Raw genomic sequence first — 26875 nt, forward strand, 5'->3', positions numbered from 1 at the left:
ATGTCAGCCACCGTGCCCCGAAACGCCGGATATCTCCGGTCGTGGACCTCCAACCTGCGCGGCGACACCCTGTCGGGGATCGTCGTCGCCCTGGCGCTGATCCCCGAGGCCATCGGCTTCTCGGTCATCGCCGGAGTCGATCCGAAGGTCGGCCTCTACGCCTCCGTGGTCATCGCCTGCACCATCGCCTTCGCGGGCGGACGCCCGGCGATGATCTCGGCCGCCACCGCCGCCACCGCGGTGGTGATGGTCGACCTCGTGCGCGAGCACGGCGTCCAGTACCTCTTCGCCGCCACGATCCTGATGGGGCTGATCCAGATCCTGGCCGGCTTGCTCCGGCTGGGCCGGCTGATGCGGTTCGTCTCGCAGTCGGTCATGACCGGCTTCGTCAACGCGCTGGCGATCCTCATCTTCCTGGCGCAGTGGCCCGAGCTCTCCGGCGTCACGCCGGCGACCTACGGGCTGATCGCCCTCGGTCTGGCGATCATCTACGGGTTCCCGCGGATCACCCGCGCGGTTCCCGCGCCCCTCGTCGCCATCGCGGTGCTGACGGCGACCACCGCGCTGTTCCACCTCGACGTGCGCACGGTGGCCCATCTCGGCGCCCTGCCTTCCGCGCTGCCCAGCTTCGCCCTGCCGGACGTGCCGCTCACCCTCGAGACCCTGCGGATCCTCCTGCCCTACGCGGCGACGCTGGCGGCCGTCGGCCTGCTGGAGAGCCTGCTCACCGCGCAGATCGTCGACGACATGACCGACACCGGCAGCGACAAGAACCGCGAGTGCGTGGGCCAGGGCGTCGCCAACATGGCGTCGGCGGTGTTCGGCGGCATGGGCGGCTGCGCGATGATCGGTCAGTCGGTGATCAACGTCTCGTCGGGCGCCCGCGGCCGCCTCTCGACGCTGGTGGCGGGGGCGTTCCTGCTGGTGCTCCTCGTGGCGCTGCAGGACCTGCTCGCCGTCGTGCCGGTGGCGGCTCTGACGGCCGTGATGATCATGGTCTCGATCAACACCTTCTCGTGGCGCTCCGTGCTGCGGCTCCGCACCAACCCGCTGCCCTCCTCGGCGGTGATGCTGGCGACCGTCCTGGTCGTGGTCGCCACCAAGGATCTCGCCGTCGGCGTGCTGGTGGGCGTGCTGCTCTCCGGCGTGTTCTTCGCCGGCAAGGTCGCCCGGCTCAACCGGATCACGTCTGCCCTCTCGGCCGACGGCCGCACCCGGACCTACACCGTCACCGGGCAGGTGTTCTTCGCCTCGGCGGGCACCTTCTCGGAGGGGATCGACGTGCTGGAGCCGGTCGAGCGCCTCGTCATCGATGTCCACGCCGCGCATTTCTGGGACATCTCGGCCATCGGGGCCCTCGACCGGGTGGTCCTCAAGGCCCGCGCCCGGGGTCGCGACGTCTCCGTGGTCGGCCTCAACGAGGCCAGCGCGACCCTGGTCGAGCGGTTCGGCCAGCACGACAAGGGCGACGCCGCCGCGGTCCCGGCGACACACTGAGGCGGCTACCGGCCGACGCGTGGCCCCTTGCGCGGGGCCGCGCGCGACCCCATTCCCGGCGCGGGGCCGATTTCGGGCCGGGAACAGGGATGGCTAAGCGGTGACGACGTTCTCTCCCCGCGAGATCGTGTCCGAACTCGATCGGTTCATCGTCGGGCAACACGACGCCAAGCGCGCCGTGGCGATCGCGCTGCGCAACCGTTGGCGGCGCCAGCAGCTCACAGGTCCGCTCCGCGAGGAAGTCGCGCCCAAGAACATCCTGATGATCGGGCCGACCGGCTGCGGCAAGACCGAGATCGCCCGCCGCCTCGCCCGGCTCGCCAACGCGCCGTTCCTCAAGGTCGAGGCCACCAAGTTCACCGAGGTCGGCTACGTCGGCCGCGACGTCGAGCAGATCGTGCGCGACCTCGTCGAGGTGGCGATCGGCCTGACCCGGCAGGTCAAGCGCGAGGGCGTGAAGGCCAAGGCCGAGGCCGCCGCCGAGAACCGGATCCTCGACGCGCTGGTCGGCCCGACGGCGAGCCAGACCACCCGCGACAGCTTCCGGCGCAAGCTCCGCAACAGCGAGCTCGACGACAAGGAAGTGGAACTGGAGCTGACCTCCGGCGCCCCCGCGGGCATGCCGATGTTCGAGATCCCCGGCGTTCCGGGCGCCTCGATGGGCGCGATCAACATCGGCGACATGCTCGGCAAGGCGCTCGGCGGCCAGCGCGGCAAGCCGCGCCGAGTGCTGGTGCGGGATGCCTACGCGCCGCTGATGGCCGAGGAATCCGACAAGCTCGTCGACGACGAGGCGCTGGTCCGCGAGGCCATCCGCGAGGTCGAGAACAACGGCATCGTCTTCCTCGACGAGATCGACAAGATCTGCGCCCGCGAGGGCCGCTCGTCCGGCGACGTCTCGCGCGAGGGCGTGCAGCGCGACCTGCTGCCGCTGATCGAGGGCACGACCGTGGCGACCAAGCACGGGCCGGTGAAGACCGACCATGTGCTGTTCATCGCCTCGGGCGCCTTCCACGTCTCGAAGCCGGCGGACCTCCTGCCCGAGCTGCAGGGCCGCCTCCCGATCCGGGTGGAACTGCAGCCGCTCACGGTGGACGACTTCAAGCAGATCCTGACCGCCACCGAGGCGAGCCTGATCAAGCAGACGGTCGCGCTGTTGGAGACCGAGGGTGTCACCCTCAGCTTCACGGACGACGCTGTGGACGCCCTGGCGCGGGTCGCCGTGGAGGTGAACTCCTCGGTGGAGAATATCGGCGCGCGCCGGCTCCAGACGGTCCTGGAGCGGGTGATCGACGAGATCTCCTTCACCGCCACCGACCGGTCGGGCGAGACGGTGCCGATCGACGCGGCCTACGTGCGCGACCGGGTGCAGGATCTGGCGTCGAACGCGGATCTGAGCCGCTTCATCCTGTAAGGGCCGACGGCCAGGCCGTCACGCATCTGCAACGCGAGCGAGTGCGGGATGGCGAGCCCCGCGTGGGAGTGGCGTGAGCCATGAGGCCGGGCGCGGGCCGCGGCGGCCCCGGCATCTGCTATGCCCGCGCCGGGGCCCGGTCCTGAGGAATGTCGTCGCGTGTCACGCATCAGGTTCGGCCTCGGCGATACGGTGCTCTCCGTGGCGGCGCTGGTCACCGGCATGGTCTCCCTCCAGTGCGGCGCGACCTTCGCCAAGAGCCTGTTCCCGGCGGTCGGCGCGGCCGGGACGTCCGCCCTGCGGGTCGGCTTCTCCGCCCTGATCCTGATCGCGGTCTGGCGGCCGTGGCGGCGCAGCCTGCCGGCGCGCGAGGCCGGCTGGATCGCCCTCTACGGGACCGCCCTCGGGCTGATGAACCTCCTGTTCTACCTCGCCCTGGCGCGGCTGCCGCTCGGGCCGGCCGTGGCCATCGAGTTCGTCGGGCCGCTGGCGGTCGCGCTGATCGCGTCGCGGCGCCGCTCGGATTTCCTGTGGATCGGCGTGGCGGTCGCCGGGCTCGCGTTGCTGCTGCCGATCGCCAGCCAGGACGGCCTCGACCCGGTCGGCATCGCGCTCGATCTCGGCGCGGCCCTGTGCTGGGCGCTCTACATCCTGTTCGGGCAGCGCGCGGGGCGCATCGACGGCGGGCAGGCCGTATCTCTGGGCATGCTCACGGCGGCCCTCGTCGTGGCGCCGTTCGGCGTGGCGGAGGCCGGCCCGGCCCTGCTGGCGCCCGGGCTGTTGGTCGCGGGCTTCGCGGTGGCGCTGATGTCGAGCGCCCTGCCCTACTCGCTGGAGATGGTGGCCCTGCGCCGCCTCTACCGGAAGAGCTTCGGCGTGCTGATGAGCCTGGAGCCGGCCGTCGCGGCCTGCGTGGGTCTCGTGCTTCTGGGAGAGCGAATCAGCGCCGTCCAGTGGCTCGCGATCGCGCTGGTGATCGCGGCGTCGGTAGGAATCACCGTGAGCGCCCGGCGCTCCGCTCCGCCGGCGGCCGTTCTGGAGGCCTGAGCGCGGAGACTTACTTCCCCGCCAGGACCCGCGAGGCGACGTTGATGTATTTGCGGCCCGCTTCCTGGGCGTGGAGCACGGCGTCGCCGAGCTTCTCCTCGTCGCGGACGCTGGCCAGCTTGATCAGCATCGGCAGGTTGATCCCCGCCACGACCTCCACCGATCCGCCGTTCATGCAGGAGAGCGCGAGGTTCGACGGGGTGCCGCCGAACATGTCGGTCAGCACCACCACACCGTCCCCGGTATTCACACGACAGACCGCGGACATGATGTCCCGGCGTCGCAGTTCCATATCGTCCTCCGGCCCGATCGTGATCGTCTCGATCTGATCCTGTGGGCCGACCACGTGCTCCAGCGCCGCCTTGAACTCGGTCGCCAGGAGTCCGTGGGTGACGAGCACCATGCCAATCATCGACACGTGTTCCAACGTCCTGTGTGTGCCGCCATGTTGTGCATCGCACAGCCCCCCACAAGGCGAACGCGACTTTTTTGCCCGGACATTCCCGAGATCATGCCACGGTCGCCGCGTGTGCGCCATGGGGGATACCAGTCTTGGGCGAATCGAGCCGCCTGTGCGGCTGCGAAGTCACGGCCCCGGCTTTCGCAGCGCCGCACGGACGAGGAGCGGCGCGAGACCGGCCGCACGCGCACCCCGGTCGAGGACGAGGCGCGGCACGGCGACGCCCAGGATGTCCGCGTCCGCCGGCGGATCGGGCAGGCGCGGCGCCGTCTCCACCAGATCGACGGTGAGGTGCAGCACCGCCTCCGGCCGCACTTCGAGGCCCAGATCGACCGCCGACAGGATCCCCTGGCCGCGGACCTCCACGCGTCCGACGAGCGCGGGATGGGACCCGGCCGTGATTCGACCGTCGCGAATCGCGCAGACGACCCGGTCGTCCGCCACGAAGGCGCCGTCCGGCGCGGCGGCGAGTAGGAGCGCGAGGCTGGACTTGCCCGCGCCCGAGGGACCCCGAATCAGGATCCCGGCCCCGCACAGCGCGATGCAGGCGCCGTGCAGGGTAACCATCAGGCGTGGAGCTGCCGCGGCGCCGCCGGCAGGCGCACGATGAAGCGGGCGCCGCGCACCGTCGGCTCGCCGTCCTCGTCGGGGGCGCCGGGCCGGTTCTCGGCGCGGATCGTGCCGCGGTGGGCCTGGACGATCTGGCGGGAGATCGACAGGCCGAGGCCCGAGTTCTGGCCGAAGCCCTGCTCCGGCCGGTCGGTGTAGAAGCGCTCGAAGATCCGCTCCAGGGCGTGCTCCGGGATGCCCGGCCCCTCGTCCTCGCAGATCATCTCGACCTCGCCGCGCACCCGGCGCAGCACGACCCGGACCTTCGCGTCGGTCGGCGAGAACGACCGGGCATTGTCGAGGAGGTTGTTGACCACCTGCCCGAGCCGGCTGTCGTGGCCGATGATCGTGAACGGCGCGTCCTGCTCCGAACCCGTCGCCTCCACGTCGAGCTGGATCAGGCAGTCCTTGGGGCGCCGCCGCTCGTTGGCGACCGACACGACCGTGGTGAGCAGCCGCCGCAGATCGACCCGCCGGGCCTCGGCGCGCGCCAGCTCCGCGTCGAGGCGCGAGGCGTCGGCGATGTCGCTGATCAGGCGGTCGAGGCGCTTCACGTCGTGCTGGATGATCGCCATCAGCCGGCCGCGGGACTCGTCGTTCCGGGCGAGCGGCAGCGTCTCCACCGCGCTGCGGAGCGAGGTCAGCGGGTTCTTTAGCTCGTGGCTGACATCCGCCGCGAAGCTCTCGATGGCGTCGATCCGCCGGTAGAGGGCCTGGGTCATGTCGCGCAGGGCGCCGGACAGGTGGCCGATCTCGTCGGTGCGCTCGGTGAAGTCCGGGATCTCCTCGCGGGTCTTGATGCCCATGCGGACCTTCTCGGCGGCCTCCGCGAGGCGGCGCACCGGCCCCGCGATCGCGCCCGCCAGCAGGAACGACAGCACCACCATCACCGCCGAGGCGACGAGGAAGACCTGCAGCAGCCCGAACCGCTCCGAGGCGATGACCCGGTCGATGGCGTCGCCCTGGGTCGAGATCAGCAGGGCGCCGCGGACCGAGCCGGCCCGGTGGATCGGCACCGCCACCGAGACGGTGGTCTCGCCGAGCTTGTTCCGGCGCACGAGGCTGCCGCGGTTGCCGCCGAGCGCCGCCTGGACCTCGCGCAGCGAGTGGCCGTTCACCGGCCCGGTCTCCTCGGCGGTCTCGGTCCGGCTGCGGAACAGGCCGCCGAGCTTGGACTGGACCGCCTCGAAGGCGGATTCGAGCATCCCGGGCTTGTGGGGCTTCGGCTCCAGGGGGTCGGGCCGGCTGGCATCGCCGCGCTTGAACAGGGTGCGGGTGTCAAACAGGAGGCCGCCCTCCTGGTCGTAGACCCGGGCGCGGTTGCCCGTCGGCGTCACGAGGCGCGACAGGAGCGGCGCCACCTTCTCGGGATTGAGCGAGAACGCGAGCGGCTGCGACTCCTCCTCCGCCGCCTCGCCGGCCTGCTGCTGGAGCAGCTTGTCGGGGTCAATGCGGATCGTGTCGGTGTCCACCGACGCCGAGGCGGCGATCGCCCCCGCGATGATCTCGCCCTGGATGGCGAGGCTCTGGATCCGGGCCTGGATCAGGCCCTGGCGGAACTGGTTGAGGTACAGGAACCCGACGAGGAGCGCGATCAGCCCGACGAGGTTGAGGACGACGATGCGGCGCGTCAGGCTCGACGAGGCGCGCTGGCCCACGGCCTCCCACACGGCGCGGGGCCAGCCGAGCGGTCGGGACAGGAGCTGGGCCAGGGAGGTGCGGGGCGGAGCATCCTCGGTCTGGGTTTCGGTACGGGCGGTCACGGGGCGGATCCTGGAGATCACGCCTCCTTGAAGCGGTAGCCGACGCCGTACAGCGTCTCGATCATGTCGAAGTTCTGGTCGGTGACCTTGAACTTCTTCCGCAACCGCTTGATGTGGCTGTCGATGGTGCGGTCATCGACGTAGACCTGATCGTCGTAGGCCGCGTCCATGAGGGCGTTGCGGCTCTTCACGACGCCGGGGCGCTGCGCGAGGGCCTGGAGAATCAGGAACTCCGTGACCGTCAGGGTCACCGGCTCGCCCTTCCACGTGCAGGTGTGCCGCTCGGGATCCATCATCAGCGCGCCGCGCTCGAGCGACCGCGCCGCGACCTCGGCCTCGCCGCGCGGCGTGCCGCCGGGGGCCTCCTTGGCGAAGCGTCGGAGCACCGCCTTCACCCGCTCCACCAGCAGACGCTGCGAGAACGGCTTATGGATGAAGTCGTCCGCGCCCATCTTGAGGCCGAACAGCTCGTCGATCTCCTCGTCCTTCGACGTCAGAAAGATCACGGGAAGGTCCGATTTCTGCCGCAGGCGTCGGAGAAGCTCCATCCCGTCCATGCGCGGCATCTTGATGTCGAAGATCGCGAGATCGGGCGGGGAATGGCGCAGACCGTCCAGCGCGGAGGCGCCGTCCGTGTAGGTCTGGATGCGGTAGCCTTCGGTCTCAAGCGCGATCGACACAGAGGTGAGGATATTCCGGTCGTCGTCGACGAGGGCGATGGTCGGCATGCGCGGTCCCTGACTGAACGGGCTCAAGCGCGGTCCCGGCTCTTCGCACAGGCCGCGCCACGTCCCGGCCCCGAGGGGGCAGACAAAAACGCGAACCGGGCAGTTTGGGCACAGCCCGGCACACGCAGAGGGACAGGTGCTTTAGTACGGCCGATCGGAAAAAGCGAGCGGCGGTCATAGCTTGGCCGTAAGACGGGAGCCCAGCGGTCCTTCTGCGGCCCATCTGACGCGGTTGCGGCGCCTCGCGCGGCCCACGTTGCACCGCTAACGTGGCGGCGGAACCGGGCGGCCGCTCGAGTGGGGAGGAATCGCGCATGGGCGAGACGATCGACACGGGTCCGAGTGCGGGAGGACCGGCCCGTCCGCTGCCAGCCGAGGCGGCGCCGTTCGACGCGATCGGCCTGTCGCGCACGCTCCTGCGCAGCGTCCGGTCCGGGGCGCTCGCGACCCTGGAGCCGGACGGGACGCCCTTCGCCTCCCTCGTCACGATCGCCACCGACGCGGACGGCACGCCGCTGATGCTGCTGTCACGGCTGTCGGCCCACACCCGCAACCTGCTGGCCGACCCGCGCTGCTCGCTGCTGTTCTCGCAGGGCGGCAAGGGCGATCCCCTCGCCCATCCCAGGCTGACCGTGGTCGGCCGCGCCGTCCAGACCGCCGAGGCGCGGGCGCGGGAGCGATTCCTGGCCCGGCACCCCAAGGCCAAGCTCTACGCCGACTTCCCGGATTTCGGCTTCTTCGCCCTGGCGCCCGAGGCCGGCCACCTGAACGGCGGCTTCGCCAAGGCCGCGACCCTGACCCGCGACCAGCTCCTCCTCGACCTCGCGGACGCGCAGGCGATCGTGGCGGGCGAGCGCGGCGCCGTCGAGCACATGAACGCCGACCACGCCGACGCGCTGGCGCTCTACGCCGCCGGCGCCGGCGGCGCGGCCGACCTGCCCTGGCGACTCACCGGCCTCGACCCGGAGGGCATGGACCTGATGGCGGCCGACCGCACCGTGCGCGTCCCCTATCCGGAGCGCGTCACCGACATGGGTGCGCTGCGCAAAAGCCTCGTTGCCATGGCCGCGCGGGCGCGCGCGACCGGTGCGGACGCGTAAACGCGCAAGGACTTGGCGATCAGGCATGGCGAAAGGTCGCTGACCGCCCCATATCGGCCCCATGAGCGATACCCAGACAGATACCTACCCCTTCAGCCTCGACGTGGAGCCGGTCGGCGAGAGCGGCTCCCTGTTCCAGTGGAGCATCCGCAAGCACGGCAAGCTGCACCAGCGTTCGGACCGGAAGCATCCGACCGAGGCCAAGGCGCGCTCCCACGGCGAGGCCGAGATCGAGCGACTGATCCGCGACCGCGGTCGCTGAGCCAGATCGCTCCTCGGCGCCAGACACGATCGTGACCCGGGGGCCGGCCCGTTCCGGCCCCCGTCGTTTTTGCGTCGTGGCCGACCGGACCGGAATCCGTCGTCCTCCCGGGAGCGCGCGGCGGCGCCCGGGATCCGAAGCCGCCGCCGCGCCGAGGCTGTCGCCGACTTTGCGCGTGCTTCAATCGGGCCGCGCATCTGCCCGGGCGCTCAGGCCGCGCTTGGCGCCTTCCCGCCGCGCTGCTATCTCGCGCGGGAGCCGATCCATCCGAACACGTCCAGACGTCAGACGGTGCGCGCCGGCGCGCGCCCGAACGGAATGCCGATGACAGCCCCGATCGACACCATCCGCAACTTCTCGATCGTCGCGCATATCGACCACGGCAAATCGACCTTGGCCGACCGGCTGATCCAGGCGACCGGTACGGTCGCGCTCCGCGACATGAGCGAGCAGATGCTCGACTCGATGGACATCGAGAAGGAGCGCGGCATCACCATCAAGGCGCAGACCGTGCGTCTGGAGTACAAGGCGCAGGACGGCAAGGACTACGTCCTGAACCTGATGGACACGCCCGGCCACGTGGACTTCGCCTACGAGGTCTCGCGCTCGCTGGCCGCCTGCGAGGGCTCGCTGCTGGTGGTCGACGCCTCGCAGGGCGTGGAGGCGCAGACGCTCGCCAACGTCTACCAGGCGCTCGACGCCAACCACGAGATCGTCCCGGTCCTCAACAAGGTCGACCTGCCGGCTGCCGAGCCGGACCGGGTGAAGGAGCAGATAGAGGAGGTCATCGGCCTCGACGCCTCAGACGCCGTGCCGATTTCGGCCAAGACCGGCCTCAACATCGAGGCGGTGCTGGAGGCGATCGTCACGCGCCTGCCGCCGCCGAAGGGCAACCGCGACGCGCCCCTGAAGGCGCTCCTCGTGGACAGCTGGTACGACGCCTATCTCGGCGTCGTGGTGCTGGTGCGGATCATCGACGGCACCCTCAAGAAGGGCATGACCATCCGCATGATGGGCGCGGACGCCGTCTACGGCGTGGACCGGATCGGCGTGTTCCGGCCGAAGATGGCCGACATCGACGCCCTCGGCCCCGGCGAGGTCGGCTTCTTCACCGGCTCGATCAAGGAAGTGGCCGACACCCGCGTCGGCGACACCATCACCGAGGACAAGCGCCAGACCACCGACATGCTGCCGGGCTTCAAGGAGGTCCAGGCGGTGGTGTTCTGTGGCCTGTTCCCGGTGGACGCGGCCGAGTTCGAGAACCTGCGCTCGGCCATGGGCCGGCTCCGGCTCAACGACGCCTCGTTCTCCTACGAGATGGAGAGTTCGGCCGCCCTCGGCTTCGGCTTCCGCTGCGGCTTCCTCGGGCTCCTGCACCTGGAGATCATCCAGGAGCGGCTGGAGCGCGAGTTCAACCTCGACCTGATCTCCACGGCGCCCTCGGTGGTCTACCGCCTCCAGATGCGCGACGGCGAGACCAAGGAGTTGCACAACCCGGCCGACATGCCGGACATCATGAAGATCGAGACGATCGAGGAGCCCTGGATCCGCGCCACGATCCTGACGCCCGACGAGTATCTCGGCGGCGTGCTGAAGCTCTGCCAGGACCGGCGCGGCGTGCAGATCGACCTCAACTACGTCGGCAAGCGCGCCATGGTGGTCTACGACCTGCCGCTGAACGAAGTCGTGTTCGACTTCTACGACCGGCTGAAGTCGATCTCGAAGGGCTACGCCTCCTTCGACTACCACGTGTCGGATTACCGCGAGGGCGACCTCGTGAAGATGTCGATCCTGGTGAATGCCGAGCCGGTGGACGCCCTCTCGATGCTGGTCCACCGCACCCGCGCGGAGTCGCGCGGCCGGGCGATGTGCGAGAAGCTGAAGGACCTGATCCCCCGCCACCTGTTCCAGATCCCCGTCCAGGCGGCGATCGGCGGCAAGATCATCGCCCGCGAGACGATCAAGGCCCTGTCCAAGGACGTCACCGCGAAGTGCTACGGCGGCGACATCTCGCGCAAGCGCAAGCTCCTGGACAAGCAGAAGGAAGGCAAGAAGAAGATGCGCCAGTTCGGGCGCGTCGAGATCCCCCAGGAAGCGTTCATCGCCGCCCTGAAGATGGACGATTGATCCGCGCCGTCGTTGCGAGCGGAGCGAAGCAATCCAGCTGCGCGGCGCTCGCCAGCAGTCCGCCGCCGTGGGTTCGTCGCTCCGCTCGCGATGGACGGTGTCGCCGCTTACCCGGGCGGCAGCACGTCGATCTGGATGCCCGCGTAATACGCCGCCAGATTGGCGATATCGGCGTCCGACAGCTCCTTCGCGACCACGTTCATGATCTCGTTCTGCCGCTTGCCGTCGCGGTACTCGGCGAGCGCCTTCACGAGGTAGGGTTCGACCTGCCCGGCGAGATTCGGCGCCTCCGGCAGCTTCGAGAGCCCGTCCATGCCGTGGCAGGTCTGGCAGGCGGTCGCGCGCTTCTTGCCCGCGGCCGCGTCGCCGGCCTGCGCCGAGAGCGGGACGAGGGTGGCGAGCAGAACGAGAAGCGGACGGATCATCGGGCGAACTCAAAGTGACGCTGGCACAAAGGGTCAGTGTAAAAGGCGCGGGTCCCTTCTCCCGTGCGGGAGAGGGACAGGGTGAGGGATCAGGTCGCTCCGAATGGAGTGCACCCTATTCGGCGCATCGAACGCGTGCCTGATCCTGAAAGTTCTCGTCCCTCACCCCTACCCTCTCCCGCTCGGGAGAGGGGGTCCGTCGCGTCTGTCCGCAATGGGGGCGTCCCTCTTGAGAAGGGGCGCCCGGTCGCAAAAAACTACTTCTCGTAGGAGATCCGGTAGATCGCCCCGGCGGAATCATCGGAGACCAGCAGCGAGCCGTCGAGCATCACCGCGACGTCCACCGGGCGGCCGAGATACTCGCCGTCGCCGGTGAGCCACCCTTCCGCGAACGGCTTGACCGACTCGACCTTGCCGTCGGCGCCGAGCTTGCCGAACATCACCCGGGCGCCCACCGGCTCGGTGCGGTTCCACGAGCCGTGCTCGGCGATGAAGATCCCGCCCTTGTAGGCGGCCGGGAACTGCTTGCCGTTGTAGAAGGTCATGCCGAGATCGGCCGCGTGCGGCGGCAACTCGGCCTGCGGGGCGACGGCGTCGGCCGGCGGCGTCTGGTCCTTGTACTCGACCGTGCGGACCGAGCCGCCGCCGAACCATGGGAAGCCGAAATTCTCGCCCGCCTTGGTCGCGCGGTTCAGCTCGCCCGGCGGCTTGTCGTCGCCCATGCCGTCGACCTGGTTGTCGGTGAACCACAGCGACTTGTCGGTGTTGAAGTCCATCCCGACCGAGTTGCGGATGCCGGTCGCGTAGACCTCGCGGTTCTTGCCGTCGGCGTCGATCCGGATGATGCCGCCGATGCCGGTCTTCTTGTAGAGGTCCATCTTCTCGGCGGGCGGCACGTTGTAGGGCTGGCCGAGCGCGATGTAGGTCTTGCCGTCGGGCCCGACCCGGCAGACCCGGGCGGTGTGGTTGAAGCTCTCTTCGGAGGCCGGGATCAGCGCGCCCTGCTTGACTAGCACGCCGGCGGCGACGTCCGGGTTCTCGTAGAAGAACTCGGCGGCCGGGAAGGCCAGGACGCGGTTCTGCTCGACCACGGTGAGCACGCCGTCCTTCGAGAAGCAGACGCCGTTCGGGATCTTGAACGTGATGCCGGGCGCGAAGGGGCGCACCTCGTCGGCGACCCGGTCCTTGTCGCGGTCGGTGACGGTGTAGATCTTGCTCTTGCGGGTGCCGACGAACAGCACCCCGGCATTGGGCCCGACCGCGATGGCGCGGGCGTCCGGCACCACGGCGTACAGGTCGATCTTGAAGCCGTCCGGCAGCTTGATCTTCGACAGGTTCTTGCGGATCGCGTCGGCGCGGCGGCCGGTCTGCGGGATCTCCGCGGCGGCCTGGGTGTCGGTGCTGTGGAAGCCCTCGAGCTTCTCGAGGTCGTCGGTCTTGGCCTTGGTCTCAGCAGGGGCCGCACCCTGCGCCAGGGCAGGGAGCACCGCCGCCGGCATGGCCGCGCCAGCGAAGAGCGCGGCGAGAAGCAGAGATCGCATCGATAGAATCCTCCCGGCGGCCCTTGGACCAGGGCATTACCGGAAGGGAACGATAGAGGCGCGGGAGAGACCGGCAAGCGGCGCCGGTGACGCGGCTCGCGCCCTGTCGCCTTCCACAGGGATTCCGGTCGGCGCCTCGGTGGGGCCGCACGCTCCGTCATACCGAGCGAAGCGAAGCGACCCAGGGCAGCGCGACCTCAAGGCGCTCGGCGTCGCCCGGGATCGCTTCGCTCCGCGCGCAGGGACGGTGAGGCCGACCCGTTCGACGCGAGCCGGATTCAGGCGACCTTGCGCGGGACGAGGCGCTCGCTGCCCAGGGCGGCCTCGGACCCCGACACGCCGGACTCGGTGTACTCGGCGTCCTCGTTCACCCGCCAGACGTCGTGCCGGCGCCGGCCGCAGAGGATGTTCTCCACGGTCAGCATCGCGGTCATCATCGCGTGGTCCTGGTTGTTGTACTTGTGCATGCCGTTGCGGCCGACGAGATGCAGGCTCGGGAAGTCCCGCTCCAGCTCCCGCCGCACGGTCACGACGTGGCCGGCATACTCCTCGTCGTAGACCGGGTAGGCCTTCGGCTGGCGGACCACGCAGGCGTCGACGACGTCGGCCGAGTCGATCAGGCCGATCTGCCCGATCTCGCGCTTGGCGAGTTCCACCAGCTCGGAATCGTCGGCGTTCCACAGGCCGTCGCCCTCGAAGCAGAAGTACTCGAGGCCCAGGCAGGTGTGGTCCGCGTCCGGCACCATCTCGGGCGACCAGGAGCGGAAGTTCTGCACGCGACCGACCTTCACCGACGGGTCGTGGATGTAGATCCAGTTGTCCGGGAAATTCTTGTCCGACTTGGCGATGAGCGCCACGGTCAGGAAGTCGCGATACTTCAGCGCCCGGGCGTTGAAGGTGCTGAGCGGCCGCGGGCGGATCGCGTCGACCAGCTCGCGGACCGGCGCGGACGAGATGACGTTGCGGGCCGTGAAGGTCTCGCGGCTGCCGTCGGAGCGGCGGGCCGCCACTGTCCAGACGCCGGTGCCGGCATCGTAGCTCAGGGAATCGACGCTGCGGTCGAGCTTCAGCTGGCCGCCCTGGGCGTGGATCTTGGCGGCCGCCGCCTCCCACATCATGCCGGGTCCGCGGCGGGGATAGCGGAACGACTCGATCAGCGTCTTGATGACCGGACCGCCGGCCTTCGGCGCCTTGCGCAGGCCCAGCGACCGCTTGACGCCGTCGCGGATCGCCGCGCCGAGGTCGAGCCCCTTGATGCGCTGGGCCGCCCAGTCGGCCGAGATCGCGTCGCACGACATGCCCCACACCTTCTCGGTGTAGGTCTTGAAGAAGATCGAGAACAGGCGCTCGCCGAACTGGTTGCGCACCCAGGCGTGGAAGGTCTTGGGCTCCGCGACGGGCCGCAGGCGGGCGTAGAGGTAGGAGGCGACGCAGGCCGCGCTCGTGACGACGCCGAGGTTGCGCAGCGCCTCGAAGGCCTTGAGCGGGTAGGCGTAGTACCGGCCGCGATAGTAGATCCGCGACAGCCGCGGGCGCTCGATGAAGTCGTCGGGGAGGATCTCGTCCCAGAGATCGACCACGGCCTGCGACTTCGAGAAGAATCGGTGGCCGCCGATATCGAACAGGTAGCCGTTGTGCGAGACGGTGCGCGAGATCCCGCCGACCTGCGCCGGATCCCGCTCCAGGACTGTGACCGAGCGGCCCTTCTTCGACAGCAGGTATGCGGCGGTCAGGCCCGCGGGCCCCGCGCCGATCACCAGCGTCTCGGTGTGGTGGCTCATCCCATGCTCCGGCGATTGGTGCGGCGCGCGACGCGCAGGACGCCGACCGGTCGCCAGGATGCCCGGTCGTGGTTAAAGAACTGCTGGCGCCGACGGGGCAGACCGGCGATCGGACCGCGGGTCCGGTGCCCTTTGACCGCGCGTTAAGCCGAACCGCGCGAGCATGCCGGCGAGGGCATCGACCGCCCGCCCGGGTGATCCAACCATGCCGGATCCGGCGCTACCCCTCTCCCGACCGCGCGGGCGGATCGAGGCCCGCACGCTGCTGTGGGTGCTCGCCGCCCTCTGCATCGCGACGATGAACGCCCCCCACGCCGTGTGGGAAACCGTCCACCACCTGCGCGTCCCGGATACCGACGACGCCATGCGCCTCGTGGAAGTCCGCGACCTGCTGTCCGGCCAGGGCTGGTACGACAACGTCCAGTACCGCTTCCTGACTCCGGGCGGCGTGCCGAGCCACTGGTCGCGCCTCGTCGACGCGCCCATCGCGGGCCTGATCCTGGCGCTCACGCCCCTGACGGGCCTCGCGCGCGCCGAGGGCCTGACGGCGGCCCTCTGGCCGATGCTACTCTTCGGGCTCTACGGCTGCCTGCTGTATCGCGGCGTCCGGCACAGCTTCGGCAGCCGGCCCGCGCTCCTGGCCCTGATCGCGGCCACGCAGACCCTCGGTGTGACGATCCAGTTCCAAGTGGGGCGGGTCGATCACCACAACCTGCAGATCATCTCGATTCTCGGTCTCGCCTTCTGCATGATCCGCGGAGGTCTGCGACCCGGCGTGATCGGCGGGTTCCTGGCGGCCGTCTCGCTGGCGATCGGCCTCGAGGGCCTGCCCTTCGTCGCGCTCGCGGCCCTCTTTCTGACCGGCGACTGGTGCATGCGCGGACGACCCGCGCTGCCGTCACTCGCGGGCTTCGGCCTCGGTCTCGGCCTGGCCGCGCCCGGGCTGTTCGCCCTCCAGACGGCCCCCGCGCTCTGGGGCGTCACCCACTGCGACGCGCTCTCGCCGCCCTGGCTCTGGCTCTTTCTGGGCGGCCTCGGCCTCGCCGCCGGAGCCGCCGCCGCGGGCGAGCGCCTCGCGACGGTCCTGGCGCGCCTCGCCCTCGCGGGCCTCGCGGGGAGCGTCCTGCTGGCCGGGTTCGCCACCGCCTTCCCGGCCTGCCTCGGCGGCCCGTTCCCCGACATGCCGCCCCTGGTCCGGATCCACTGGCTGCTCACGGTCAACGAGATGGCACCGCTGACGAAATTCGTGGCGCGCGGTCAATGGGAAGCCCTGGTCTTCTACCCGGTCGTGTTCCTCGCGAGCCTCACGGCCAGCGGGATGGCGTGGCGCGGGCCGGAACGCCGGACCTGGTCGGTGATCGCGCTGTTCCTGTGGCCGGGGCTGATCCTCGGCATCGTTCAGTTCCGCGGCCTCTACATCGTCTCGGGCTTCGTGCCGCTGGTCGCGGGTGTCGTCCTCGACCGCGCTTTGGCGCGGGCCGCCCGCCCGGCCGCGGCCGGGCGCTGGCCCGTCGCGCTCCTCGGTGCCGCGATGGTCAGCAGCCTCTGGATGATCCCCGCGCTCCTGGCGGGGATCCTGGCGACCGGCCTGCGCACCGCGCCCGACGCGGCCGAGACCACCGCCTGCCTCGACGACGCCGCCGTCCGCCCCCTGGCGCGCCTGCCGGAAGGCACCGTGCTCGCCCCGATCTTCATGGGGCCGTCGATCCTGCTCCGGACCCCGCACGGGATCGTCGCCGCGCCCTACCACCGGGCCGTTCCCGGCCTCGCGGCGGCAATCGAGGGGCTGGGCGGCACCGAGGCCGACCTCGACCGGGTCCTGACGGCCTTCAACGTCCGCTACCTCGTCGCCTGCCCCGCCCGGCCGGCCGAGAATCTTCAGGCGGAGACGGCCTTCGCGACGCGACTCGCCGAGGGCGCTGCCCGGAGCGCGCGCCTCGTTCCGCTCGACGTGCCCGGACCGCTCAAGGCCTGGCGCGTCGTGCCCTGACGATCAGAGCAGGCGGCGATCGAGTCGGATGATCCGGCAGGGATCGCCGGCGCGCGCGGCCGGCGCGTGCGGGGCGCGGAGCAGCAGGGCCTCGGACCGTCCGAGGACGGCGAGCATCGACGAATCCTGGCGCTGCTCGGCGGTCGCGACCGGCAGCCGGCCAGGCTCGAGGGCGAGGCTCGCCCGCATGTAGTCGGCCCGCCCGTCATTCTCCGGCATATCGCGGCCGAGCGTCGCCGGCTCGCTCCGGTCGGCGCCCGCCAGCGGATCGCCCTGGAGCGCGCGGATCGCCGGCACCACGAACAGCAGCCCGCACACGATGGACGAGACCGGGTTGCCCGGCAGTCCGATCACCAGCATGTCGCCGAGGCGGCCGTGCATCAGCGGCTTGCCCGGCCGGAGGGCCACCCGCCAGAAGCCGAGCTCCAGCCCCTCCTTGGCGAGCGCGGCCTGAACCAGATCGTGGTCGCCGACGGAGGCACCGCCGAGGGTGATCAGCAGGTCGGCCCGCGCCGCGCGGGCGCGACGGAACGCGTCCGCCAGGGCGTCGTGGTCGTCCGCGGCGATGCCGAGATCGACGATGTCGGCGCCCGCCTCCGCGGCGAGGGCGCCGAGCGCGAGGCTGTTCGAGGCGACGATCTGGTCCCAGCCCGGCGTCGCGCCCGGCTCCACCAGTTCGTCACCGGTGGCGAGGATCGCGACGCGCGGCCGCCGACGGACCGGGAGCCGCGGATGACCGGCCGCGGCGGCGAGCGCCAGCCGCCGCGCGTCGAGGCTCATGCCGGCCGGGATCAGGGTCTCGCCCGCGGTGAAGTCGAGGCCGGCCCGGCGGATGAACCGCGCCGGCTCCACGGGCTCCAGAACGCGCACCGCGTCCGCCTCGGCGGTGGCGTTCTCTTGAATCAGGATCGCGTCCGCGCCCTCCGGCACCGGCGCGCCGGTGAAGATCCGGACCGCCTCGCCCGCGCCGATACGGCCCGAGAAGCCGTGGCCGGCCGCGCTGGTGCCGATCAGCCGCAGGGTCGCCCCGACCGCCGCGGCGTCGGCGCCGCGCACGGCGTAGCCGTCCATGGCCGAGGCCGGGAACGGCGGTTGGGTGCGCGAGGCGACGACGTCGGCGGCGAGCGTCCGACCGCCGGCCTGGGCCAGCGGCACGGTCTCGGGGTCGACCGGCGCGGCGACGCTCGCGAGCACCCGCGCCAGCGCCTCGGCGACCGGGATCAGCCCGCTCATTCCGTCGGAGCCCGGTAGGCGCCCGAGCGGCCGCCGTCCTTGGCGGTCAGCCGGATGCCCTCGATCCGCATGCCGCGATCGACCGCCTTCACCATGTCGTAGACCGTCAGGCAGGCCACCGAGACGGCGGTGAGCGCCTCCATCTCGACGCCGGTCGGACCCTGGACCCGGACCTCGGCGGCGATGCGCAGGCCCGGGAGCGCGTCGTCGGGCTCGCACTCCACCCGCACCTTCGACAGCAGGAGCGGGTGACAGAGCGGGATCAACTCGTGGGTGCGCTTGGCCGCCATGATGCCGGCGAGCCGGGCCGTGCCGATCACGTCGCCCTTCTTGGCGTCACCTTCGCGGATCAGCGCCAGCGTCTCGGGCCTCATCACGATCTGACCTTCCGCCCGGGCGGTCCGGTCGGTGGCGGGCTTGTCGGTGACGTCGACCATGTTGGCCGCGCCGCTGGTGTCGAGATGGGTCAGCGTCGAGCCAGGCCGCATCGCTTACGCCTTCTTCCGCGGCTTGCCGCCCTTGGCGTCCGCGTCACCGAACAGCAGGGCGCGGGCCGCCACCGCGACGTCCGGCTGCCGCATCAGGCTCTCGCCGACCAGCACCACGCCGAGGCCGTTGTCCCGCAGCCGCACCACGTCGGCGTGGTCGCCGATGCCGCTCTCGGCCACGGCGATCCGATCCGCCGGGATCCCCGGTGCCAGCCGGATCGCGGTCTCGAACGAGACCTCGAAGGTCTTGAGGTTCCGGTTGTTGATGCCGACCAGGGCCGTGCCGAGGGGGATCGCCCGCGCGAGCTCGGCCTCGTCGTGCACCTCGACCAGGACATCCAACCCGAGGAGGTGCGCCGTCTCGACCAGGGCGACGGCCTCGTCGTCGTCGAGGCAGGCCATGATGACGAGGATGCAGTCGGCGCCCCAGGCCCGGGCCTCGTAGACCTGATAGGGCTCGAACAGGAAGTCCTTGCGCAGGACCGGCAGCCGGCAGGCCGCGCGCGCCGCCGTCAGGTACTCGGGCCGCCCCTGGAACGAGGGCTCGTCGGTCAGCACCGACAGGCAGGTGGCGCCGCCGGCCTCGTAGGCGGCGGCGAGGGTCGCTGGATCGAAGTCGGCGCGGATCAGGCCCTTCGAGGGCGAGGCCTTCTTGACCTCGGCGATGAGCGCCGGGCGATCCGCGCCGAGATGGGCCCGGATCGCCGCCGCGAAGCCGCGCACCGGCTCCGCCTGCGCGACCTTTCGCTCCAGCTTGGCGAGCGGCACGCGCAGCTTCGCCTCGGCGATCTCGCGGCGCTTGTAGGCCTCGATGCGGGCGAGGACGTTCGGCCGCTCGGTCGGCGTCCCGGCACCCTGCTCCGGGGTCGCCTCGTGCGTCAGCGAGCTCATCGGCCCTCCTGCCCGTTGGCGTGGTCGTTCGAAGCCCGGACGAGGCGGGCGAGCGTCGCCCGGGCGGCCCCGGAATCGACGGCATCCTGCGCCTGCGCGACGCCGTCCGCCAGGGCCCGCACGGCCCCCGCGACGACGAGCGCCGCCCCCGCGTTGAGGACCGCGATGTCCCGGTAGGCGTTTCGCGCCCCCGCCAGGACGGCCTCGAGGGCCCGCGCGTTGTCGGCCGGGTCGCCGCCGCGCAGCTCCTCGGGGGCGCGGAGCGCCAGACCGAAGTCGCGCGGGTCGATGGTGAAGTGGGACAGCCGGCCCGCGTCGAGGGCAACCACCTGCGTCGGGCCCGTGACGGTGATCTCGTCGAGCCCGTCGGACCCGTGGACGGTCCAGACCCGGCGGCTGCCGAGTTCGGCCAGGACCCGCGTCAGCGGCTCCGCGAGCGCCGCCTGGGCGACGCCGAAGAGCTGGTAGCCGACGCTGGCCGGGTTGCTCAGCGGGCCGAGCAGGTTGAAGATCGTGCGCACGGGCAGTTCGGACCGGACCGCCGCGACGTGGCGCATCGCCGGGTGGTGGGCCTGCGCGAACAGGAAGCAGAGGCCGGCCTCGTGGAGGCAGCGGGCCTGCGCGGCGGGGTCGAGCCCGAGCCGGACGCCCAGAGCCGCGAGCACGTCGGCGGCGCCGGAGCGCGAGGTCGCCGCGCGGTTCCCGTGCTTCGCCACCGGCACGCCGCAGGCGGCCACGACGATCGCCGCCAGGGTGGAGACGTTGACGCTGCCGGAATGGTCGCCGCCGGTGCCGACGACGTCGACGGCGTTCGCCGGAGCCGCGACGCGCGTCATCCGCGCCCGCATGGCCTCGGCCGCGCCGACGATCTCCTCGACGCTCTCGCCGCGCACCTTGAGGGCGGTCAGGAAGGCGCCGGCCTGGACCGGCGTGACCTCGCCCGACAGCAGGTCGTCGAAGGCGGCGCGGGCCTCGGCGCGGTCGAGGGGGAGGCCCCCGGCGACCTTCGCGAGATGGGGTCTGAAGCTGTCCATGGGTTCTTACGGAGGGCCGCCCCGGCCCCCGGCGTCAATGCACGTCGGCACGCGTCCTGTCACGCGCCGTGTTCCAGGCGGCGGCGAGATCGAGGAAGTTCTTCACGATCTCCGTGCCGTGCTGCGACCGGATGCTCTCGGGGTGGAACTGGACGCCGTGGAGCGGCCGGTCGGCGTGCTCCAGGCCCATGATCAGGCCGTCCGCCTCGGCGGTGACCCGCAGGGCCGTCGGACAGGTCGCGCGGTCGACCACCAGGGAGTGGTAGCGCGTCGCCTCGAAACTGTCGTTCAGGCCGCGAAACAGGCCGCGCGCGCCGTGCCGGATGGTCGAGACCTTGCCGTGGAGCGGCAGGGGCGCCCGCACGACGTCGCCGCCGAAGGCCTGGCCGATCGCCTGGAGGCCGAGGCACACGCCGAAGATCGGAATCTCCTCGGACAGGTCGCGGACAACGTCGAGGCAGATCCCCGCCTCCGTGGGCGTGCACGGCCCGGGTGACAGCACGATCGCGTCGGGTGCCCTGGCGCGGATGTCGGCGATCGTCAGCGCGTCGTTGCGCGCGACATCGACCGTACCGCAGAGCGGCCCGATCAGGTGCACGAGATTCCACGTGAAGGAATCGTAGTTGTCGATGACGAGGACGTTGGGCATCGCGGCGGCACGCTCGGGCATGCAGGCGATGTGACCGCTCGCACCCGCGCGGTCAACCATCGACGTCGGACGGCGCCGGGACCCGAGCCGCCGCGCGTCCGCCCTACTGCCCGCGTTTCGCCTGCGCGGCGAAGCGCACCGCCTCCTCGGCGGCCCGGAACAGCGCCTTGGCCTTGTTGACGCATTCCTGCTGCTCGGAGGCGGCGTCCGAGTCGTAGACGATCCCGGCCCCGGCCTGGACGTGCATCGTCCCGTCCTTCACCACCGCGGTGCGCAGGACGATGCAGGTGTCCATCTCGCCCCGCGCGCCGAAATAGCCGATGCAGCCCGCGTACGGCCCGCGCTTCTCGCGCTCCAGCTCGTCGATGATCTCCATGGCCCGGACCTTCGGGGCGCCCGAGACCGTGCCGGCCGGGAATCCCGCCGCCAGGGCGTCCAGGGGATCGTGGCGCGGGTCGAGGTCGCCCTCGACGTTCGACACGATGTGCATGACCTGGCTGTAGCGCTCGATGAAGAACGAGTCGGTCACCCGGACGCTGCCGATCCGCGAGACCCGGCCGGCGTCGTTGCGGCCGAGATCGAGGAGCATCAGGTGCTCGGCCCGCTCCTTCGGATCGGCGAGCAGCTCCTCGGCGAGGGCGGCATCCTCGGCCTGGGTCGCGCCGCGGCGGCGCGTGCCCGCGATCGGGCGGACCGTGACCACGCCGTCGCGCACCCGCACCAGGATCTCGGGCGAGGAGCAGACGATCTGGAAGCCCTCGAAGTCGAGGTAGCACAGGAACGGCGCCGGGTTCGTCCGCCGGAGCGAGCGGTACAGGCTGAAGGCCGGGAGGGTGAACGGCGCCGAGAAGCGCTGGGACAGCACCACTTGGAACACGTCGCCCGCGACGATGTACTCCTTGGCGCGCGCCACCATGGCGAAGAAGTCGTCCGGCGGCGTGTTCGAGACCGCCTCGGGCGGGGCGACCGCCGACAGGTCCACCCGCGCCTCGATGGGCAGCGGCCCCTCCAGGGCGGCGGCGACCCGGTCGACGCGGTGCAGCGCGTCCTCGTAGGCGGCCCGGGCCGCGACGCCGGGGGCGGGCCGGACCGGCGAGACGACGGTGATGACGTCGCGGATGGAGTCGAACACCACCATCACGCGGGGGCGCACCAGGATCGCGTCCGGCACGCCGAGGGGATCGGGGTTCGGCTCCGGCAGCCGCTCCATGGCGCGGACCATGTCGTAGCCGAGATAGCCGAACAGGCCGGCGGCCATCGGCGGCAGGTCCTGGCCGTCCGACTCGCCGATGGCGCTCTCGGCGATCAGGGCTCGCAGGCTCGCCAGCGGCGCCCGGGAATCCGGCTCGAACCGCGTGAGATCGGCCCCGCGCGCGATCGCGGGCGCCCCCTCCCGGCAGCGCCAGATCAGGTCCGGATCGAGGCCGATCATCGAGTAACGGCCGCGGACGGCGCCGCGCTCGACCGATTCGAGCAGGAAGGCCGGCCCGGAATGGCCGGCGCGCAGCTTGAGGAACGCCGCCACCGGCGTCTCGAGGTCCGCCACGAGGCTCACCGCCGCGAGGCTCGGCTGCCCGGCCTCGTAGCGCGCCGCGAAGGCCGCGTAGTCCGCCGTTTCGGCCATGCCTCAGTACTCGCCGCCGATGGCGCGCCGCAGGGCCGCCGGATCGACCTTCACGCCGGCGTTCTTCTGAACCTCGCTGATGTACTCGGACAGCACGTCGTCGGCGAGCGCGGCCTGGAAGCTCTGCGTGATCTGCTTGTCGCTCGGGCTGTCGGCCACGAAGGCCGGCACCGTCGCCGCCGTGACCTTGAAGACCGCGCGCGAATCGCCGGCAGCCGCCGTGCCGGCCTTGCCCACCGGGGTCGCGAAGATCAGGTTCACGACGTCCGCCGTGAGCATGTCCTTGGCCTGGTTTCGCGCGAGATCCTGCGCATCCTGCAGGTTGACGCCGACCTCCTGGGCGGCGGCCTCGATCGTCTCGCCCTTGTTGATCTTCTCGACGAGCTCGCGGCCCTTGGCCTGGAGGCGCTTGGCGATCTCGGTCGCGGTCCAGCCGGCCTTCACGCCGTCCTTCACCTCGTCGAGGGGCTTGTCGTGGGCGGCGTCGATTCCGGTGACGTCGTACCAGACGTAGCCGCCGGTCTTGGTCCGCAGGGGCTCGTTGTCGCCGCCGATCTCGGCGCGGAACAGGGCCGGCAGGGTGGTCTCCGGGTCCGGGATGTCGGTGATCCGCTGCCCGTCCGGTCCCTTGCCGTTCGCATCGACGGCCTTCACGGCGACGACCTTGAGGCCGCGCTCGGCCGCGATGTCGGCCAGCGGCTTGGCGCCGGCCCGCTGGTCCTCGATCGCGTCGCGGGTGGTCTCCATGGCGTCGCGGGCGCGGGCCAGGGCGAGGGCCTTGCGGATCTCGCCGTCCACCGCCTCGAACGGCTTCACCGTCCCGGCCTCGATCTTGGTCACGCGCAGCAGCACCGTGCCGAACCGGCCCTGGACCGGCTGGCTGACGCCGCCCTCCGGCAGCGCGAAGGCGGCGTCGGCGACGGCCTTGTCGAACAGCTCGCTCTTGGTCAGCGTGCCGAGGGTCAGGTCCTTCTCGTCGGTGCCGCGCTCGGCCGCCACCGCGTCGAAGGTCTTGGAGCCGTCCGTGATCGCCTTGCGGGCCGCCTCGGCCGCGGCCGCGTCGGGGAACACGATCTGCTGGATCGTGCGCTTCTCGGGCGTGCCGTAGCGGTCCTTGTTCAGCGCGTAGGCGGCGCGGGCGTCGGCCTCGGTGATCGCGTCGGGCTTCGCCATCGCCTCGGGCTCGACCACGAGGAGGTTGGCCGCCCGGAACTCCGGCGCCCGGAAGCCGGCCTTGTTGGCCTCGTACCAGGTCCTCAGCTCGTCGTCCGTCGGCTCGGGGATCTGTCCGGCCACCGACGGGGTCAGCATCAGGTAGGCGGCCGCGCGGCGCTCGGTGGTGTAGCGGTGGACGGCCTCCCGCATGGCGAGCGGCACGTGCAGGTCCGACGACACCGCCTCCGCCAGCTGCAGGCGGGCGATCACCGAGCGCTGCTCGCGCACGAACAGGCCCTCGTTGAGGCCGGCGCGCTGCAGGGTCTGGTAGAAGAGCTGCGGCTCGAACTGACCCTGCTGGTTCTGGAAGCTCTTCTCGTCGTGGATCGCCTTGATCACCGAGGAATCCGGCACCGTGAGGCCGAGGTCGTGAGTCTTCTGATCGAGGGCGGCCTCCGTGATCAGCTGGGACATCACCTGACGGTCCAGACCGAGCATCCGCGCCTGATCGGGCGTGAGCGGACGCTTCAGCTGCGTCTGATAGCGCTGCAGCTGGTTCTGGTAGGCTTGGCGCACCTGCTCGGCGGTGATCGGCGTGCTGCCGACCGTGGCCACCTTGTTGCTCGCGCCGCCGCGGAAGAACTCCTCGACCCCGAAGATGCCGACACCGGCGATCAGCAGCGTGAAGATGATCGTCAAGACGATCTTGCCGAGCCAGTGCTGGCTGGCGTTGCGGATGCCCTGAAGCATGGTCTGTGATCGAGTACCTTCGGCAGCCGTCCCGTCGCCGGGCCGGCGCTGTCCCTGAGAGCCGACCGCGATAGACCATTCGCGTCCACAGGCAAAGGCTCGGGCGCTCCGGGCCGTTTGCACGCTCAAGCTCGCTCTGGTAGGCCCCGGCAACTTCGGAAAAGCCGCGGCGGAGCGAGGGCAGGAATGACGCAGTCTGGGCGCAAGCCGCTTGTCGCTGGCAACTGGAAGATGAACGGGACCCGGGCATCCATCCAGGTTGTCGAAGCGATTCGCGACGGGCTCTCGCCGGACCTCGCGTCCAGCATCGACGTGCTGATCTGCCCGCCCGCGACGCTGATCGGATCCTGCGTGGCGGCGGCGGCCGGATCGCCGATCGCGATCGGAGGCCAGAACCTGCACGCTCGCCCGAGCGGCGCCTTCACGGGCTCGATCTCCGCCGAGATGCTCGCCGATCTCGGCGCCAAGTACGTGATCGTCGGCCATTCCGAGCGCCGGGCCTATCACCACGAGACCGACGACGGCGTCCACGCGAAGGCGCTGGGCGCCAGGCGCGCGGGCTTGTGCGGCATCATCTGCGTCGGTGAGACGATCGAGGAGCGCGAGCAGGGCCGCGCCCTCGACATCGTCCGCGCCCAGCTCGCCATCGGCCTGCCCAAGGGCGCGACGGCGGCCGACACGGTGATCGCATACGAGCCGGTCTGGGCGATCGGCTCGGGGCGGACGCCGACGCCGCGCGACGTCGCCGAGGTTCACGCCTCCCTGCGGGAGATGCTCGACAAGCTCGTGGGCGACGAGGCGCAGAAGATCCGCATCCTCTACGGCGGCTCGGTGAAGCCCGGGAACGCCAAGGAACTGCTGTCGGTGGACAACGTGGACGGCGCGCTCGTGGGCGGCGCCAGCCTCGTGGCGGACGATTTCCTGGGGATCTGCGCCGCCTACGCCTGACCGCGGGACCGCCAGGGCGCGGCGCCGCGCCCGCTAACGGCGCGCGATGGTCGCGCCGCGCGGCCGTCAGATCTTGAAGGCCTGCCGGGCGAGCAGACGCCAGCGGCCGCCGTCGCTGTGCCAGACCTGCATCACGCCGATATGCACCGGCGACGTCTTGCCGCCCGAGACCACCTCGCCGGTGAAGACGTGGCGCGCGATCGCGTCGTCGCCGATCACCGAGACGGACCGGTCCGAGAGGCTGATGCTCGGGAAGGTCGAGCGCTTGCTGGTCAGCGTCTCGATGAAGGCCGTCTTGTCCTGCACCTGACCGCTGGAATGGCCGTAGCTCAGACCGTCGAGGACCAGGGCGTCGAGGGCCGGCCCGTCCGCGGCCAGTAGGGCCTTGGTGAGGGCGTCGACGGCCTGTTCGACGGCGGCGCCCTGGGCGGTGGCGTCGGATCCGGCCGCTGAGCCCGGGCCGGACCGGATCAGGACGGGCGCGGCGATGGCGGCGGCGAGCGCCGCACGGCGGGACACGGACATGGTTTGCCTCCCGGACCGGGCGGCGCGTTCGGTCGACCGCCCTTTCCCGGCAGAGAGCACGATGCGCGGCCGAAGGCGAGGGTCGAAGCGGACAGCCGGCCGCTCGCGTCAGGTTGGCGACGGGCGGCCGGTGGTGTATGCCGTCGCCGAATTCCGGCCGGTCCGCCCGAAGCGTCGCCCCCGAAGCTCCCGCCGCACGCCCGCGTGCCCGGGAGGTTCGTGAACGATCGTTGGCCCCGGCCCTCGTGCGTTCGTCTTCCGGTGCCCGCTGCCGGCGCGCGGCGCTGAAGAAGATCCCGGAACACCGATGCAGACCGTCCTGATCGTCGTCCACCTCATCATCGTGCTCGCGCTGATCGGCGTCGTGCTGCTCCAGCGCTCCGAGGGCGGCCTCGGGCTCGGCGGAGGCGGCGGTGGCGGCGTCGGCGGGTTCATGACCGGCCGCGGCCAGGCCAATGCCCTGACGCGGGCCACCGCGATCCTGGCGGCCCTGTTCTTCACCACCAGCATGGTCCTCGCCATCCTGTCGCACCGCTCGGCGGCGCCGAAGTCGATCTTCGATACCGGCGCGCCGCAGACGTCCGGCCAGCCGGCCAAGCAGCCGACCGGTGCGGACAACCTGCTCGACACGCTGCGCCAGCAGCAGGACCGGGCGCCCGCCACCGCGCCGGCCCAACCGGCACCGGCCCAGCCGGCCCCCGCCCAGCCGGCGGTTCCGGAAGCGCCGCAGTCGCGCTGACGGCGCGCGCCGCCGGCGGCGCGGCGTCGACCCTTATCCCGACGGACCGGCGCTCGGCCGGTCCACGCCATGCGTCGCGCGATCCCCAGCCCATG

General features: G+C 71.2%; 24 protein-coding genes. 9 read left to right on the plus strand and 15 right to left on the minus strand.

The features are described 5' to 3' along the window. The 3 genes from LOK46_RS16655 (at position 1) to LOK46_RS16665 (ending at position 3958) form a co-directional block, all read left to right on the plus strand. Positions 1-1497 (plus strand): SulP family inorganic anion transporter, encoded by a 1497-nt coding sequence (locus LOK46_RS16655; RefSeq protein WP_273558914.1) that lies wholly within the window; start codon positions 1-3, stop codon positions 1495-1497. 100 nt (positions 1498-1597) lie between these two features. Next, on the plus strand, positions 1598-2911 hold the full coding sequence (gene hslU / locus LOK46_RS16660) for an ATP-dependent protease ATPase subunit HslU (protein WP_273558916.1): 1314 nt from the start codon (positions 1598-1600) through the stop codon (positions 2909-2911). Between the two features lie 159 nt (positions 2912-3070). Next, positions 3071-3958 (plus strand): EamA family transporter, encoded by an 888-nt coding sequence (locus tag LOK46_RS16665; protein ID WP_273558918.1) that lies wholly within the window; start codon positions 3071-3073, stop codon positions 3956-3958. 10 nt (positions 3959-3968) lie between these two features. On the opposite strand, the gene LOK46_RS16670 is transcribed toward LOK46_RS16665, so the two are convergent. The 4 genes from LOK46_RS16670 to LOK46_RS16685 all read right to left on the minus strand — a co-directional run bounded on the left by LOK46_RS16670 (position 3969) and on the right by LOK46_RS16685 (position 7518). Continuing rightward, positions 3969-4370, minus strand: a complete 402-nt coding sequence (locus LOK46_RS16670) for a PTS sugar transporter subunit IIA (protein WP_010682249.1) — start codon at positions 4368-4370, stop codon at positions 3969-3971. A gap of 174 nt (positions 4371-4544) precedes the next feature. Beyond that, entirely contained in the window at positions 4545-4985 is a 441-nt protein-coding gene (locus LOK46_RS16675) for an HPr kinase/phosphorylase (protein WP_273558919.1), read from the minus strand. Continuing rightward, positions 4985-6739: a stimulus-sensing domain-containing protein gene (locus LOK46_RS16680; RefSeq protein ID WP_443192897.1), complete on the minus strand. Its 1755-nt coding sequence runs from the start codon at positions 6737-6739 to the stop codon at positions 4985-4987. Before LOK46_RS16680 ends, LOK46_RS16675 begins: the two co-directional genes overlap by 1 nt. Before the next feature lie 68 nt (positions 6740-6807). Continuing rightward, positions 6808-7518, minus strand: a complete 711-nt coding sequence (locus LOK46_RS16685; RefSeq protein ID WP_273558921.1) for a response regulator transcription factor — start codon at positions 7516-7518, stop codon at positions 6808-6810. A 314-nt stretch (positions 7519-7832) separates the two neighbouring features. On the opposite strand from LOK46_RS16685, the gene LOK46_RS16690 reads away from it, so the two are divergent. From LOK46_RS16690 to lepA, 3 genes are all read left to right on the plus strand, one after another. Beyond that, complete coding sequence (locus LOK46_RS16690; protein ID WP_273558923.1) at positions 7833-8618, plus strand: HugZ family pyridoxamine 5'-phosphate oxidase; 786 nt, start codon at positions 7833-7835, stop codon at positions 8616-8618. 61 nt (positions 8619-8679) lie between these two features. After that, positions 8680-8880 carry a hypothetical protein gene (locus LOK46_RS16695; protein ID WP_010682254.1) on the plus strand — a complete coding sequence of 67 codons (201 nt, stop codon included), beginning with the start codon at positions 8680-8682 and terminating at the stop codon, positions 8878-8880. Positions 8881-9204: 324 nt separating this feature from the next. Continuing rightward, positions 9205-11007 carry a translation elongation factor 4 gene (gene lepA, locus LOK46_RS16700; RefSeq protein ID WP_273558936.1) on the plus strand — a complete coding sequence of 601 codons (1803 nt, stop codon included), beginning with the start codon at positions 9205-9207 and terminating at the stop codon, positions 11005-11007. Between the two features lie 107 nt (positions 11008-11114). Here lepA and LOK46_RS16705 read toward each other — a convergent pair whose 3' ends face one another. The 3 genes from LOK46_RS16705 to LOK46_RS16715 form a co-directional block, all read right to left on the minus strand. Then, on the minus strand, positions 11115-11432 hold the full coding sequence (locus LOK46_RS16705) for a c-type cytochrome (protein ID WP_273558939.1): 318 nt from the start codon (positions 11430-11432) through the stop codon (positions 11115-11117). 257 nt (positions 11433-11689) lie between these two features. After that, positions 11690-12973 carry a PQQ-dependent sugar dehydrogenase gene (locus LOK46_RS16710; RefSeq protein ID WP_273558941.1) on the minus strand — a complete coding sequence of 428 codons (1284 nt, stop codon included), beginning with the start codon at positions 12971-12973 and terminating at the stop codon, positions 11690-11692. Between the two features lie 278 nt (positions 12974-13251). Continuing rightward, positions 13252-14754 carry an NAD(P)/FAD-dependent oxidoreductase gene (locus LOK46_RS16715; protein WP_273558943.1) on the minus strand — a complete coding sequence of 501 codons (1503 nt, stop codon included), beginning with the start codon at positions 14752-14754 and terminating at the stop codon, positions 13252-13254. Positions 14755-14959: 205 nt separating this feature from the next. On the opposite strand from LOK46_RS16715, the gene LOK46_RS16720 reads away from it, so the two are divergent. Then, positions 14960-16744: a hypothetical protein gene (locus tag LOK46_RS16720; protein ID WP_273558945.1), complete on the plus strand. Its 1785-nt coding sequence runs from the start codon at positions 14960-14962 to the stop codon at positions 16742-16744. Between the two features lie 3 nt (positions 16745-16747). Here LOK46_RS16720 and LOK46_RS16725 read toward each other — a convergent pair whose 3' ends face one another. From LOK46_RS16725 to LOK46_RS16755, 7 genes are all read right to left on the minus strand, one after another. Beyond that, positions 16748-17977, minus strand: coding sequence for a molybdopterin molybdotransferase MoeA (locus LOK46_RS16725; protein WP_273558947.1), 1230 nt, complete (start codon positions 17975-17977; stop codon positions 16748-16750). Further along, entirely contained in the window at positions 17974-18465 is a 492-nt protein-coding gene (moaC, locus tag LOK46_RS16730) for a cyclic pyranopterin monophosphate synthase MoaC (protein ID WP_273558949.1), read from the minus strand. The genes LOK46_RS16725 and moaC overlap by 4 nt, the downstream gene beginning before the upstream one ends. Before the next feature lie 3 nt (positions 18466-18468). Beyond that, complete coding sequence (gene trpC, locus LOK46_RS16735) at positions 18469-19356, minus strand: indole-3-glycerol phosphate synthase TrpC (protein ID WP_273558950.1); 888 nt, start codon at positions 19354-19356, stop codon at positions 18469-18471. After that, positions 19353-20390: an anthranilate phosphoribosyltransferase gene (trpD, locus tag LOK46_RS16740; RefSeq protein ID WP_273558952.1), complete on the minus strand. Its 1038-nt coding sequence runs from the start codon at positions 20388-20390 to the stop codon at positions 19353-19355. The genes trpC and trpD overlap by 4 nt, the downstream gene beginning before the upstream one ends. A gap of 34 nt (positions 20391-20424) precedes the next feature. Beyond that, positions 20425-21039 carry an anthranilate synthase component II gene (locus LOK46_RS16745; protein WP_273564611.1) on the minus strand — a complete coding sequence of 205 codons (615 nt, stop codon included), beginning with the start codon at positions 21037-21039 and terminating at the stop codon, positions 20425-20427. 103 nt (positions 21040-21142) lie between these two features. Continuing rightward, entirely contained in the window at positions 21143-22663 is a 1521-nt protein-coding gene (gene trpE / locus LOK46_RS16750) for an anthranilate synthase component I (protein WP_273558954.1), read from the minus strand. A 3-nt stretch (positions 22664-22666) separates the two neighbouring features. Then, positions 22667-24568, minus strand: coding sequence for a peptidylprolyl isomerase (locus LOK46_RS16755; protein WP_273558956.1), 1902 nt, complete (start codon positions 24566-24568; stop codon positions 22667-22669). A 186-nt stretch (positions 24569-24754) separates the two neighbouring features. Here LOK46_RS16755 and tpiA point away from each other — a divergent pair, with 186 nt between their 5' ends. Then, positions 24755-25516 carry a triose-phosphate isomerase gene (gene tpiA, locus LOK46_RS16760; protein WP_273558958.1) on the plus strand — a complete coding sequence of 254 codons (762 nt, stop codon included), beginning with the start codon at positions 24755-24757 and terminating at the stop codon, positions 25514-25516. A gap of 66 nt (positions 25517-25582) precedes the next feature. Here tpiA and LOK46_RS16765 read toward each other — a convergent pair whose 3' ends face one another. After that, a complete protein-coding gene (locus LOK46_RS16765) occupies positions 25583-26041 on the minus strand; it encodes a nuclear transport factor 2 family protein (protein WP_273558960.1) in 459 nt (152 codons plus the stop codon). A 307-nt stretch (positions 26042-26348) separates the two neighbouring features. Here LOK46_RS16765 and secG point away from each other — a divergent pair, with 307 nt between their 5' ends. Next, complete coding sequence (secG, locus tag LOK46_RS16770) at positions 26349-26780, plus strand: preprotein translocase subunit SecG (protein WP_273558962.1); 432 nt, start codon at positions 26349-26351, stop codon at positions 26778-26780. Positions 26781-26875: the final 95 nt, after the last annotated feature.

The sequence above is a fragment of the Methylobacterium sp. NMS14P genome, from assembly GCF_028583545.1.
Classification (GTDB): Bacteria; Pseudomonadota; Alphaproteobacteria; order Rhizobiales; family Beijerinckiaceae; genus Methylobacterium.